The organism is Cupriavidus sp. R6-3, assembly GCF_059772245.1.
On the sequence record NZ_JCBAJO010000147.1, the window covers coordinates 1 to 12,413 of the forward strand.

At 66.9% G+C, this 12,413-nt stretch carries 12 protein-coding genes and 1 tRNA gene; 6 read left to right on the forward strand and 7 right to left on the reverse strand.

Translation table 11 applies throughout. The features are described 5' to 3' along the window. The 6 genes from AC6EI8_RS18745 to AC6EI8_RS18770 form a co-directional block, all read left to right on the forward strand. Positions 1 to 1,207, forward strand: a 1,207-nt coding sequence (locus AC6EI8_RS18745; RefSeq protein WP_498382584.1) for a M16 family metallopeptidase, incomplete at its 5' end; no start/stop codon positions are given. Between the two features lie 142 nt (positions 1,208 to 1,349). After that, positions 1,350 to 2,009 (forward strand): 16S rRNA (guanine(966)-N(2))-methyltransferase RsmD, encoded by a 660-nt coding sequence (gene rsmD, locus AC6EI8_RS18750; RefSeq protein ID WP_262485098.1) that lies wholly within the window; start codon positions 1,350 to 1,352, stop codon positions 2,007 to 2,009. A 202-nt stretch (positions 2,010 to 2,211) separates the two neighbouring features. Next, positions 2,212 to 2,697 (forward strand): pantetheine-phosphate adenylyltransferase, encoded by a 486-nt coding sequence (coaD, locus tag AC6EI8_RS18755; RefSeq protein WP_006576803.1) that lies wholly within the window; start codon positions 2,212 to 2,214, stop codon positions 2,695 to 2,697. A gap of 188 nt (positions 2,698 to 2,885) precedes the next feature. Then, on the forward strand, positions 2,886 to 3,146 hold the full coding sequence (locus tag AC6EI8_RS18760; RefSeq protein ID WP_149320103.1) for a YfhL family 4Fe-4S dicluster ferredoxin: 261 nt from the start codon (positions 2,886 to 2,888) through the stop codon (positions 3,144 to 3,146). A 244-nt stretch (positions 3,147 to 3,390) separates the two neighbouring features. Then, entirely contained in the window at positions 3,391 to 4,608 is a 1,218-nt protein-coding gene (locus tag AC6EI8_RS18765) for a hypothetical protein (RefSeq protein ID WP_498382585.1), read from the forward strand. Between the two features lie 120 nt (positions 4,609 to 4,728). Continuing rightward, on the forward strand, positions 4,729 to 6,306 hold the full coding sequence (locus tag AC6EI8_RS18770) for a hypothetical protein (RefSeq protein WP_498382586.1): 1,578 nt from the start codon (positions 4,729 to 4,731) through the stop codon (positions 6,304 to 6,306). A 70-nt stretch (positions 6,307 to 6,376) separates the two neighbouring features. Here the strand turns inward: AC6EI8_RS18770 and pth are convergent, their stop codons facing one another. The 7 genes from pth to AC6EI8_RS18805 all read right to left on the reverse strand — a co-directional run. Next, positions 6,377 to 6,967: an aminoacyl-tRNA hydrolase gene (pth, locus tag AC6EI8_RS18775; RefSeq protein ID WP_149320106.1), complete on the reverse strand. Its 591-nt coding sequence runs from the start codon at positions 6,965 to 6,967 to the stop codon at positions 6,377 to 6,379. A 156-nt stretch (positions 6,968 to 7,123) separates the two neighbouring features. Beyond that, positions 7,124 to 7,735: a 50S ribosomal protein L25/general stress protein Ctc gene (locus tag AC6EI8_RS18780; RefSeq protein ID WP_053821027.1), complete on the reverse strand. Its 612-nt coding sequence runs from the start codon at positions 7,733 to 7,735 to the stop codon at positions 7,124 to 7,126. A 147-nt stretch (positions 7,736 to 7,882) separates the two neighbouring features. Next, a complete protein-coding gene (locus AC6EI8_RS18785; protein ID WP_149320107.1) occupies positions 7,883 to 8,836 on the reverse strand; it encodes a ribose-phosphate pyrophosphokinase in 954 nt (317 codons plus the stop codon). A 79-nt stretch (positions 8,837 to 8,915) separates the two neighbouring features. Continuing rightward, a tRNA-Gln gene (locus AC6EI8_RS18790) sits at positions 8,916 to 8,992 on the reverse strand. 57 nt (positions 8,993 to 9,049) lie between these two features. Further along, entirely contained in the window at positions 9,050 to 9,922 is an 873-nt protein-coding gene (gene ispE, locus AC6EI8_RS18795) for a 4-(cytidine 5'-diphospho)-2-C-methyl-D-erythritol kinase (RefSeq protein ID WP_498382587.1), read from the reverse strand. A gap of 7 nt (positions 9,923 to 9,929) precedes the next feature. Next, the gene (gene lolB, locus AC6EI8_RS18800; protein ID WP_226108592.1) at positions 9,930 to 10,538 is read right to left on the reverse strand and encodes a lipoprotein insertase outer membrane protein LolB; all 609 of its coding nucleotides are present in this window, start codon (positions 10,536 to 10,538) and stop codon (positions 9,930 to 9,932) included. Positions 10,539 to 10,671: 133 nt separating this feature from the next. After that, a partial coding sequence (locus tag AC6EI8_RS18805) for a tetratricopeptide repeat protein (protein WP_498382588.1) occupies positions 10,672 to 12,413 on the reverse strand: 1,742 nt, incomplete at its 5' end.

Genomic DNA, 12,413 nt, shown 5'->3' on the forward strand with positions numbered 1-12,413 from the left:
CGACATCAATGTCGATTTCGACGCCGGCAGCCGCTATGACCCGCCGGGCAAGGCCGGGCTCGCAACGCTGACGGCCGCGCTGCTCGACAAGGGCACCGGCGCGGTGGAAGGCCAGCCGGCGCGCGACGAGGCGCAGATCGCCGACGCCTTCGCCGATACCGGTGCCAGCTTCGGCGGCGCGGCCGGCGGCGACCGCGGCGGCATCGGCCTGCGGACGCTGACCTCGAACCCCGAACTGACGCAGTCGGTGACGCTGGCCGCGCAGCTGATCAAGGCGCCGACCTTCCCCGAGGCCGTGGTCGCCCGCGAGAAGGAGCGGATGATCGCTGCCATCCGCGAGGGCGATACGCGTCCGGGCGTGATCGCCGACAAGCTGCTGTCCAAGGCCATCTACCCGAACCATCCCTACGGCATGTCGGCGACCGCGGAGTCGGTCGCCTCGGTCACGCGCGCCGACCTGGAGCGCTTCTGGCGCGCCAATTACGCGGCCTCGCGCGCGGTGGTCACGCTGATCGGCGCGATCGACCGCCGCCAGGCCGAGCAGATCGCCGAGCTGCTGACGCGCGGGCTGCCCAACGGCGCCGCACCGCCGGCGATGCCGCCGGTCAAGATGGACATCGGCGCCAGCGTGCAGCGCGTTCCGCATCCGGCCCAGCAGGCCACCGTGGTGCTGGGGCAGCCCGCCATCGCGCGCGGCGATCCCGACTATTTCGCGCTGCTGGTCGGCAACTATGTGCTCGGCGGCGGCGGCTTCAGCTCCCGGCTGACCGAGGAGGTGCGCGAGAAGCGCGGGCTGACCTACGGCGTCGACAGCTATTTCGCCCCGTCCAAGCAGCCGGGACCGTTCGGCATCGGCCTGCAGACCAGCAAGGCGCAAACCGACGAGGCGCTCGCGCTGGTGCGGCAGGTGCTCAAGCGCTTCGTCGAGGAAGGGCCGACCGAGGCCGAGCTGAAGGCGGCCAAGGACAATCTGATCAACGGCTTCCCGCTGCGGATCGACAGCAACCGCAAGCTGCTGACCAATGTCGCCAATATCGGCTGGTACGGCCTGCCGCTGGACTACCTCGATACCTGGACCGCGCAGATCGCCAAGGTCGATCGCCAGCACGTCAGGCAGGCCTTCCAGCGCCATGTGCGCCCCGACGCGATGGCGACTGTAATCGTCGGCGGGCCTGCCGGCGGCGCGCCGACGGCGGCCGCCCGCTGAGCCTCGGGCCAGCGAAGCATCGCGCGAGCGCCGATTCGTCGCCCCTTCGTGGGCTGGACTCGGTGCGCTGGCGCGCATAGCGTTCCGGCGCCGCCCGCGCGCCGGCGCCAGCCGCCCGCCCGCCAGGCTCTACAATCACGGAATGAGTCCGCGTTCCCCCTCTCCGCAGCCCGCCGCCGGCGGGCGCAGCCAGACCGCCCCCCGTGGGCGCGTTCCCTCGTTCTCCTCCCGTCAGACCCCGGCGCAGGTGCGCATCATCGGGGGCCGCTGGAAGCGCACCCCGCTGCCGGTGCTCGATGCGGAAGGCCTGCGGCCTACGCCGGACCGCGTCCGCGAGACGCTGTTCAACTGGCTGGGCCAGGACCTCAGCGGCCAGCGCTGCCTGGACCTGTTCGCCGGCTCGGGCGCGCTGGGCTTCGAGGCCGCCTCGCGCGGCGCCGCCCATGTGGCGATGGTCGAGGCCAATCCGCGCGTGGTGCGTCAGCTGCGCGAGAACCAGGACCGGCTCGGCGCCGAGCAGATCCAGATCCTCCAGGGTGATGCCTTCGCCATCGCGGCGCAGATGCCGGCCGCCAGCTTCGATGTGGTCTTTCTCGATCCGCCGTTCGCCGAGGACTGGATCGGACCGGCGCTGGCCCATGCCGAGCGGCTGACCCATGCGGCGGGGCTGGTCTATGTCGAATCGGAAAGCCCCCTGAACGGCGCCGATGCGCCGGTGCCCGCATCGCTGGAAATCGTGCGCCACGCGCGTGCCGGCGCAGTCCATTTTCACCTGCTGCGCCATCGCGGCGCGGCCGACTGAATCCGGCCGCTGGCGCTTCGCGCGCCGGTGCGCGATGATCGCCCAGGGCCCTCGCGCCCGCTCCGCGCAGCGGCCGCGCATTTAGGGGTACACTACGCCGCTGTCGCCAACGCTCGCCTGGCGGCATCGGCGCAAGCCGGCTGCAAAGCCGGTGCCGGTGCGGCTTGCCGGTTCACGGCAGCGGGCAGAACAAGGAGGAAGCATGGTCGTCGCGGTCTATCCCGGCACGTTCGATCCATTGACCCGGGGACACGAGGATCTGGTGCGCAGGGCGTCCAATATCTTCGATGAGCTGGTGGTCGGAGTCGCCCATAGTCCCAACAAGCGCCCCTTCTTTTCGCTGGAGGAGCGCATCGGCATCGCCAAGGAAGTGCTGGGCCACTATCCGAACGTGCGCGTCGACGGCTTTTCCGGCCTGCTGAAGGACTTCGTGCGCAAGAACAATGCGCGCGTGATCGTGCGCGGCCTGCGCGCCGTGTCGGACTTCGAGTACGAGTTCCAGATGGCCGGCATGAACCGCTATCTGCTGCCGGACGTCGAAACGATGTTCCTGACCCCGTCCGACCAATACCAGTTCATCTCCGGCACCTTCGTGCGCGAGATCGCGGTGCTGGGCGGCGACGTCAGCAAGTTCGTTTTCCCCTCCGTCGAGCGCTGGCTCAAGGAAAAGATCGGCAAGGGCGACTGAGCCCTCGATCGGCCGCCGCCTGCCGTCCGCCGCCGCGGGTCGGGGCCAAGGCCAGGGCCGGCTCGGCGGGCCGGCCCGAAAACGCCTAGAATACGGGGTTCGGAAACCGTCAGGACGCGGCCAGTCGGGCGCGGGCGGACTCCGGCGGCGTATCGCGCGGCGAGGGCCGGATAGCAGAAGGAACCACCATGGCGCTGATCATCACCGACGATTGCATCAATTGCGACGTTTGTGAGCCCGAGTGCCCGAACGAAGCCATTTCGATGGGGCCGGAAATCTACGAGATCGACCCCAACAAATGCACCGAATGCGTCGGCCACTTCGACGAGCCGCAATGCCAGCAGGTGTGCCCGGTCGCGTGCATTCCGCGCGACCCGAACCGGGTCGAGACACATGAGGTGCTGATGCAGCGCTACCGGCTGCTGACCGCCGCCAAGCACGCCGCCTGAGGCGGCCCCGCCACCCCGCGGCTCTACAGCCGCCTGCATCGAACGCCGCAGCAAGAAACCCCGCATCGACGATGGCGGGGTTTTTTTATGTCATTGGCTGCCGCTGCGGGTCGTCTATCCCGCACCCGGATACATCTTCGTAACAATCGCTATCAAAAGTTGTCCGTCTGCGGTTCATTGTTAAGCGTTGGCACTCGCCGCCGTGCAACCGTGCGTGGCATCCCCCACAGCTCGGGAGAGCGCCATGCCGCAAGTCCGCACCGAGGGTTACCCGATCCCGGCATTGCCGGGTACCAGCACCTGTGAGACCGCGCCGTTCCGCCGGTGCGAGGGCCGTCTTCACTTCGATGGCACCGCCTTTGCCATGCGCGACGGTTCGCACGGCGTCATGGCCGCACTGGCGCGAATGTTTTCGCGGACCAGCGTTCCCAGAGGCACGCCGGAAGCCGAGAACGGGCACCTTGCCTGCTTGCCCAAAATGGCGACCGACAAGATTGTCGCCTGCCTCGGCGATCCCTTCGAACGAGCGACGCTTGCCATGACGTGTCGCCTCCTGCATCGGCAGCTCAAGCCATATTGGTCCGAGTTCCAGCTGTTTCGCGATCTGATTGCAAGCAGGAAGAGCCTGGGCTTCCGGTCGCAGCCGTCATGCATGACCGACGTGGCGCTCCTGCTCAATCTACTGACCGGCGACCGTTGGACGAGCTGGCGCGCAAGAACCGTATTCGTGGAGACGTTCAAGAGGCTGGGCAGGATGTACCCGCGAATACCGGAGCGCGTCTTTCGCGAGGTATGGCCATTGTTCAGGGCGCTCACCCGAAACGCGAAGCAAGTCGTGCTACAGGAGGTGTTTCATCTCGCCATGGAGCGTTGCCCAGGTTGGGCCGTGATGGTGCTGACCGAATTTGCACGCCGCACGATTTATCAGGATGACATGGACGCCGATTTCCACGACAAGCTGCTTCGCTTCGCGGTACCGCTTCTGCATGACCCTATTATCAGGAAAGAAGCGGCGCTGCTGGTCGGCGCCATTGCACAGCGGCTGCACGACGCTACGCGGGTGCGGGACGAAAGGAGGTGGAAAACCATACTGCGGCTGGTTCCATCCTCGACGCCGGTGGAGTCGGCCGCCGTGCTTGGGTTGGCCAGGACTGCCCTCCTCATTCAATGCCGTTGGGAAAACGAGGGCCAGTGCGGCAGCGGCTTTGCAGCCGTATCGCTGATGCAGAGCCGGTTCAAGGAGTTTCCGTCGGACGCTGCGATCGATGCGTTCGCGGCGTGCATTTCCACCTCGGACGAGCCGGACTCCGAAGAGCGCCACATCGTCCAAGACAGGGATCGTTTGCGGAATGCCAAAGACTGTGCCCGCAGACAACGCTGCCAGCATGAGATCCAAGCGGCCAGGTACGCGCGTCGCGCTGGTCCCTTGTGCGAAACCGCAGGAGGCGGTGCCCAGCGATGACGATGTCTTGCCGTGGGATGCTCAAAAAACCCCGGAGAAAATCGGCGAAAAGAATCGAAGACGGATCCAGGGGGCTGTAGTGGATCGAGGCACCGGCCAAGGCAGAGGAGGGGACGCTCGATGAGCGAGGGATGCGGTCACATTTCATGTGCAAGCCGGATCGTCGAACGGACAGACGCGCTGCCTCAGGCCCGGCATGTCGCCCTTGCGAATTCGGTCTTGTACTTCGGATGGAGCGGCATTGCGCTATATAAGGCCGGCGCTTTTGCCGAGGCCATCGTCGCCTTCTTCCGCGCCAATCCCTCGTCGTCTGTCTTGACCGCACGATTCAGCACCGATGGTCCGAGGCATGCGATTTCGCAAGCGGCAATGGGATTAAGCACCGCGGCCTCCATTGTGGAAATCGTGATCACGACAGTCGTGTTCGGCAGGCACCTGCGCGCGCGTTTTCGAATCGCACGGCAGCTTGTCGCAACCGGTGAATTGCGCGCGATCTTTATTGAGCGAATCGCCCACCAAAAGCGGGCGGCGAGAATATCGAAGGCGATGGCGGTGACGGCCGCAAGCCGTGGAGCGGTTGCCGCCTGTCCGCCCGACGGCAGCACGTCGGTCCAGCCATGTCCAACCAGCGTCCGAGCCGACGGGGGCGCCATGGCGGTGTTGGCAACCGGCTATCTGCACTATCAAACCGCGCAGATGGACCGCCGGGAAGCCACCGATACCTTGAAGCACTCCTTCGTCATGTTCACGCGCGACGGCGTCTTGCAGGCCGCGGGGGTCGGCTGCAACCTGGCGCTGCTCTGGGACAGCCTGAAGGTAAGTGAGCTGCTGCACCTGGCGACAGTGCCGATCCATGCCACGGCGACTGCCATCTGCGGCTTTGCCTTCAGTCTGGGCTGCGGCGCGCTTCATGTCATCGCCGGTGCAGTGCGATGGCGCGACGGACTCAAGAAGCTGGCGGCAGCGAGCGAAGTGCTGAACGCGATAAGGCGCGCCAAAAGAACCGTCAAGGAAGCAAAGGAGAGTCAGCAAGCCGAACTGGTCGACGCCGCGACGGTTGCCGAGTCCTTGCTCTCGCATGCCAAGCGCAACGAACGGCGTGCCGAGGATGACGCCAGGCACCAGATCCGCCTGGGCAAATGGCGGATGACCTATGGTGGGGCGGCGATGGCAGTCGGTGGGATTTCGCTGGCGCTTTTTCTTGTCGCGGGTGGAGTGTCGACCGGTGGCATCCTCTTCGGCATCGTCGGTGGCCTGGTATTGGCGGGCTGGACCCTCTATGCGGGATATCGCCATCGTCACGCTGCGAGTTCCATTCAGGCCGCGATCGACAAGGGCAACAATGTCGTCACGGCGGGGACGGGCACGCGGCCGGAGAAGGCGTTGGATGAACAGCCGGACAGGCAGCCGCTGTCGCTTGATGACGCCATCGAGCAGGCGATTCTCCTGCTCGACAGGACGCGCAATCCCCATCCGGATGCGCGCAGGTTGATCAAGCAAACGTTGAAGGAGTTGGGCGTGAGCGCCGGGGATCTTTGGCCGCTGCGGTACTGCTCATCGGATCCCGCCGCCAGGGACCCTGTCATCGAGGAACTGAAAATAAGGATCCACAACGTCGTGGACGGCGATGGTGCTCGGTGCGCCGCCGAAAAAAGGTTGGCGCCCGATCGGGAAGCCAAGCCTGTGGCGGTATCGTGAACCGCCTGCGAACCACAATGGCAACTCGCACCGACTCACCGCAGGCGTCGGCGGGCGGCCACTCAAGCCGTCATTTGGCCGAATGCAACTGCATCATCGCGCGTTCGGCCTCGCCCTTGGCGAGCAGCGACACGGGCGCAATACTGCGGTCGATTGCCTCGTCGATCGCCTGCTGCTCCTCGCGGCGCGGGGGCTTGAGCACGAAGTTGACGACGTCCTCGCGATCGCCCGCACCGCCGGCGTTGCGCGGATGCCCCACGCCGATGCGCAGGCGCCAGTAATCCGGCGTCGACAGATGCGCGGAGATGTCCTTCAGGCCGTTGTGCCCGCCCGAGCCACCGCCGCGCTTGAGCTTGACCGCGCCGGCCGGCAAATCCATCTCGTCATGCGCGACCAGGATCTCGTCGGGCAGGATCTTGTAGAAGCGAGCGAGCGACACCACGGCCAGGCCGGAGCGGTTCATGAAGGTCGACGGCTTCAGCAGCCAGATATCCTGATCCCACAGGCGCGCGCGCGCCGCCAGCCCATGGAAGCGGCCTTCCACGCGTGGCGTGGCACCGCCCATGCGGGCCAGCTGGTCGATCAGCCAGAAGCCGGCATTGTGCCGGGTGGCTTCGTATTCCGCCCCGGGATTACCGAGGCCGACGATGAGCTTGATCATGGTGCAAACGGGTTCGGTGGCGGACACGCACGGCATCCGGGACGCGGCGCAGCAGGAAAGCATACGCGAAAAAAAACCGCCGGACGAACCGGCGGTCTTTGTGGCGGCGCCTGTCGATACGACAGTGCCGCCGGGTCAGCCGAGGGCTGGCGCCGATCAGGCAGCCGGCGTCTCGCCTTCGCCTTCGCTGGCCGCTTCCGACACGCCGCCGGCCGGCAGGGCGATGCTCGCCACGGCGGGGTTGTCGTCGCCGTGCGTGATCGGGGTCACGCCCTTCGGCAGCTTCAGGTCCGACAGGTGAACGGTCTGGCCCAGTTCGACGGCGCCCATGTCCACTTCGATGAATTCCGGCAGGTCGCCCGGCAGGCACGACACTTCCAGTTCATTCAGGATGTGGTTGATGATGCCGTGGCCCAGCTTCACGCCAGGAGCGGTTTCCTGGTTCATGAAGTGCAGCGGCACCTTGACGTGGATCTTCTCGGTGGCCGACACGCGCTGGAAGTCGACGTGCAGCACCAGCGGCTTGAACGGGTGCATCTGGAAGGCGCGCAGCAGGGCCTTCTCGGTCGTGCCGCCCACTTCCAGGTCGAGGATCGACGAGTGGAAGGCTTCCTTCTTCAGCGCGTGGAACAGCGCGTTGTGATCGAGCTCGATCATCTTCGGTTCGGCGGTGCCGCCGTAGATGATGCCGGGGGTCTTGCCGGCGTTGCGCAGGCGGCGGCTCGCACCCGTTCCCTGTACGCTACGCTCGAAAGCGATGACTTTCATTGTGGACTCCAAAAAGTAAGAGGGCTGCCCGCGACCAGACAGCCCGATGAACCGGCGCCAGGTACGGTGACCGGGCGCCTCTGCGTCGCATCGCCGCTTGCGGACAAGCCGGCGGACGCGACAAAGCCTTGAATTCTAACAGGAAGCTCAGGAATCGGCGAACAGCGACATGATCGAGTCGCCCTTGACGATCCGGGTGAACGTCTCGGCCAGCAGCGAGGCGGTCGACAGCTGGCGGATCTTGCCGGTCTGGCGGGCGTCGTCGCGCAGCGGAATGGTGTCGCAGACGACCACTTCGTCCAGCGCCGAGTCCGCGATGCGGGCGGCCGCGCCGCCGGACAGCACCGGGTGGGTACAGTAGGCGAACACCTTCTGTGCCCCGCGTTCCTTCAGCACCTGGGCCGCCTTGCACAGCGTGCCGCCGGTGTCGATCATGTCGTCCATGATCACGCAGTTGCGGCCGTCGACCTCACCGATGATGTTCATCACCTCGGCCACATTGGCCTTGGGACGGCGCTTGTCGATGATGGCGAGGTCGCAGTTCAGCTGCTTGGCCAGTGCGCGGGCGCGCACCACGCCGCCCACGTCGGGCGAGACCACCAGCAGATCGCCGTAGTTCTTTTCGCGCAGATCGCCCAGCAGCACCGGCGAGGCGTAGATGTTGTCGACCGGGATATCGAAGAAACCCTGGATCTGGTCGGCGTGCAGGTCCATCGTCAGCACGCGCTCGACACCGGCCACTTCGAGCATGTTGGCAACCACCTTGGCCGAGATCGCGACGCGCGCCGAGCGCGGGCGGCGGTCCTGGCGGGCATAGCCGAAGTAGGGCATGGCGGCAGTGATGCTGCGTGCCGAGGCGCGCTTGAGCGCGTCGACCATCACCATCAGTTCCATCAGGTTGTCGTTGGTCGGCTGGCAGGTGGACTGCAGCACGATCACGTGCTTGCCGCGGACATTTTCCTGAATTTCGACCTGGACTTCGCCATCGGAGAATCGGCCCACCAGCGCCTTGCCCAACGGAATGCCGAGGTGCTGCACGACAGCCTCCGCGAGTTTGGGGTTGGCGTTGCCGGTGAATACCATCAAGCCGTCGCTACTCATGAGGGGCACCTGTCTTGCTGCTGGGGGAGGGTCGCCGGCGCTGCCGGCGACGGATTCTGCAGATCTGCGAGGAATGTAATGGCAGGGGAGGAAGGATTCGAACCCTCGAATGCCGGAATCAAAATCCGGTGCCTTAACCGACTTGGCGACTCCCCTACACAACCGGGACCGTTCTTCGTTGCGCCGACTGCCACAACGCCGAACGAAAACTTGCTATGCGAACGCTGCGAGCGGATGGCGCGACAAACTTCTCACGCATCTGCCATCCCATTCGGATGGCAACCGGTCGAGCACCTGTTGCGCAGTTTGCTCGTCGCGATAACGTGCAAACACACAGGCACCGGAACCGGTCATCCTCGCCTCCGGACTGAACTGTTTCAGCCAGACAAGGGCTCGGGCAACTTCGCCGAACTTCGCTGTCGCTATCGCTTCCAGATCGTTGCGACCGAAACCGAATTTGTTTGTGCAAGCAGCGAAGTCCGCAATTATGGAGATGGGCGTATCCCTTGTCAAGCGTTCGTCGGAAAAAATTGCTGCGGTCGGCACATGCTGGCGTGGATGGATGACCACGAACCAGCTGTCCGGCAGGTCGACGGCGGTCAGCTCCTCGCCGATCCCCTGCGCGAAGGCGTTCTGGCCAAACACGAAGAAGGGCACGTCGGCGCCCAGGCCCAGGCCGATCCGCATCAATTGCTCGCGCCCCAGGCCCAGGCCCCACAGCCGGTTCAGCGCCAGCAGCGTGGTGGCGGCGTCCGAGGAGCCGCCGCCGATGCCGCCGCCCATCGGCAGCGCCTTGTCCAGCGCGATCTCGACGCCGTACCGGGTTCCCGTGGCGGTCTGCAGCGCCCTGGCCGCGCGCACCACCAGGTCGCTGTCGGCCGGCACGCCGGGTACGTCGGTCACGCGCAGTACCGCGCCGTCGTCGCGGCGTTCGAAATGCAGCGTGTCGCTCCAGTCGATCAGCTGGAACACCGTCTGCAGCGTGTGATAGCCGTCGGGGCGGCGCCCGGTCACATGCAGGAACAGGTTCAGCTTGGCCGGGGCGGGGCAGTCGCGCAGTTGCGCGGGGGGCAAGGGGGCCGACATCGGGCGATCAATGCGAAGCCGGGGCGTCGATCACCAGCTTGACCGACATCGGTCCGCCGGCGCCGTCGCGCGCCAGGTCGATCCGGCGCGGCAGCGTTTCGGCGCCGTTCGGCGCGGCCTGCCAGGCCGCGTAGCGCACGGTCCAGCCGTTTTGCGACAGCGTCTCGAGCCGGCCCTGGGCGTCGCGCGTGGCGCTGGCCGGGGCACCGGGTGCCGGCCGGGCGCGCAGCCAGTCGCGCATGCCGGCCACCGGCAGCGCGAAGCCGAGGCTCTGCTCCAGCAGCGCATCGACCTGGGGCGCGTTGCGCGGCGGTTCGTTGGGCAGGTCGAGCGTCGCGCCCGAGGGCGTCGCCGTGACCACCGCCAGCGTCTGGCCCAGCGGCGAAATCAGGTCCAGCCGCACGTTCTCGCCCTGCTCGCGCCAGTGGAAGCTGCCCTGCACGCCTTCGTCGCGCCCATAGCGGACGTAGTTGGCGGCAAAGCGCCCGGTCAATTCGCTGGCGCGGGCGCCGGCGGCGGCATCGAACTGGCGCGACGGCGTGACGCTGGCACAGGCGGCGAGCCACAGCGGCGCGGACAGGCAAAGCAGGGTCAGGGTACGGCGGGATCGGTCCATGCGGAAAACGCAGATCGGTACCGGGTCACGGCGCGCGCGTTGGCGCGGACCGTGCCGGCGATGAATGTCGATGGAGGGCGATGAATCTCGATGAAGGCACAGCCTGCCGGGTACGGGCGGCACGCCGGCGACGCTACTGCGCCAATCGCACGTTGTAGCGCCGCAGCGTTTCGACCAGCGTCTCATTGTTCGGGTCCAGCTTGACGCCTTCCTCCCAGGTCTTGCGGGCCTCGTCGCGCTCGCCGAGCTGCCACAGCACCTCGCCCAGATGCGCGGCGATCTCGGCCTCGGGCGCCTTGGCGTAGGCGTCGCGCAGCAGCTTGGCGGCCGGTTGCAACTGCCCCAGGCGGAATTTGACCCAGCCCAGGCTGTCCATGATGTACGGATCGTCGGGGCCCAGCTCGGTCGCCTTCTCCAGCAGCTTCAGCGCTTCCTGCAGGCGGATGTTGCGATCGGCCAGCGAATAGCCCAGCGCGTTGTAGCCCTGCTTCTGGTCCGGCTGCATCGCGATGAACTGGCGCAGCCGGCGTTCCATGCTGTCGTAGCGCTTCTCGCGCTCGTCGAGCATCGCCAGCTCGTACAGCCATTCGGCATTCCTGGGCTCGGCCTTGACGCGTTCGTCCAGTACCTTGCGGGCGCGGTCGTAGGCCTTGACTTCCATCAGCATGCCGACCTCGGCCTGGCGTACCGCCATCATCCGCTGCGCGCGCTGGTCGGGATCGGGGATGTCCTCGGCATCGGCCAGCATGTCGCCGAAGATCGCCTGCGCATCGTCGAGCCGGCCCATGCGGCCCAGCATCTGCGCGCGCTTGACCGATGCCGCCCCCACCATGCGCTGGTCCTCGATCCGGTCCAGCCACTGCACCGCGCCCGCGTAGTCCTTGCGCTCCTCGGCGATCTGCGCGAGGTATTGGTACGCGACGTCGGGGTTGGAACTCGGCGCCTTTTCGGCCAGCCGCAGATATTCGTGCAGATAGCGCTCGGCCTCGTCGTAGCGGCGCGCCTGCAGCCCGGTCAGACCCAGCGCCAGCGGCACGCGCGGATCGTCGGGCGCGACCTTGCGCAGCGCCTCGAACTCGCGCCGGGCCGCGTCCATCTCGTTGCGCTGCAGATAGACGCGCGCCAGCGTGATGCGGCCGTTCACCGAGGCCGGCGCCTTGTCGAGGAAGCGCTTCAGGCCGGCGATCGCCTGTTCGGGCGAGTTGTCGGCGCGCAGCTCGGCCGCCATCAGCGCCGCGGCTTCGTAGTCGGGACGCAGGCGCTGCGCTTCGTCGAGCTCGGCCAGCGCGCCCGGCACGTCGCCGGCGGTTTCCTTGGCCCGTGCCAGCGCGAGCCGCGTCTCGGCCGACTGCATGTCGTTGGCGACCAGCCGCTGCAGCAGCGCGGCCGCGCCGGCCGGATCGCTGGTGCGTGACAGTTGCTGCTGCAATTGCAGGATGGCCTCGGGCCGATGGCTCGGCGGCACGCCGTTCAACTGCAGCGACAGCAGCGGTTCGGCTTCTTCCCAGCGTGCGTTGAGCACCAGCAAGGTCGACAGCACCTGGCGCGCGGCCGGCGAAGTCGGGGCCAGGTCGGTCCACAGGCGGGCGCCGTCGAGGGCCTGCTGCGGGACGCGCGCATTGAAGGCGATTTCGGTGGCGCGCTGCGCGAAGCGTGGGTCGCGGGTCGAGCGGGCCAGTTCCACGTAGGTGCGATAGGCCGGGCCCGTCAGGCCGCGCTGCATCGAGATCTCGGCGGCCAGCACGCGGTACATGATGTCGGCCGTCAGCGGCAGCTCGGGCAGCGGCATCTTCGGCGGCAGCGGCGTCGCCGGGGTCGGCTCGAGCTCGCCGTCGCTGCCCAGCGTGAACATCGGCCGGCCGGTTTCGGCGCCGT

Excerpts from the sequence above, each read along its gene's own strand:
- rsmD (WP_262485098.1), top strand. The coding sequence starts at position 1,350 with ATGAGTCCGCGTTCCCCCTCTCCGCAGCCCGCCGCCGGCGGGCGCAGC.
- coaD (WP_006576803.1), top strand. The coding sequence starts at position 2,212 with ATGGTCGTCGCGGTCTATCCCGGCACGTTCGATCCATTGACCCGGGGA.
- AC6EI8_RS18760 (WP_149320103.1), top strand. The coding sequence starts at position 2,886 with ATGGCGCTGATCATCACCGACGATTGCATCAATTGCGACGTTTGTGAG.
- AC6EI8_RS18765 (WP_498382585.1), top strand. The coding sequence starts at position 3,391 with ATGCCGCAAGTCCGCACCGAGGGTTACCCGATCCCGGCATTGCCGGGT.
- AC6EI8_RS18770 (WP_498382586.1), top strand. The coding sequence starts at position 4,729 with ATGAGCGAGGGATGCGGTCACATTTCATGTGCAAGCCGGATCGTCGAA.
- pth (WP_149320106.1), bottom strand. The coding sequence starts at position 6,967 with ATGATCAAGCTCATCGTCGGCCTCGGTAATCCCGGGGCGGAATACGAA.
- AC6EI8_RS18780 (WP_053821027.1), bottom strand. The coding sequence starts at position 7,735 with ATGAAAGTCATCGCTTTCGAGCGTAGCGTACAGGGAACGGGTGCGAGC.
- AC6EI8_RS18785 (WP_149320107.1), bottom strand. The coding sequence starts at position 8,836 with ATGAGTAGCGACGGCTTGATGGTATTCACCGGCAACGCCAACCCCAAA.
- ispE (WP_498382587.1), bottom strand. The coding sequence starts at position 9,922 with ATGTCGGCCCCCTTGCCCCCCGCGCAACTGCGCGACTGCCCCGCCCCG.
- lolB (WP_226108592.1), bottom strand. The coding sequence starts at position 10,538 with ATGGACCGATCCCGCCGTACCCTGACCCTGCTTTGCCTGTCCGCGCCG.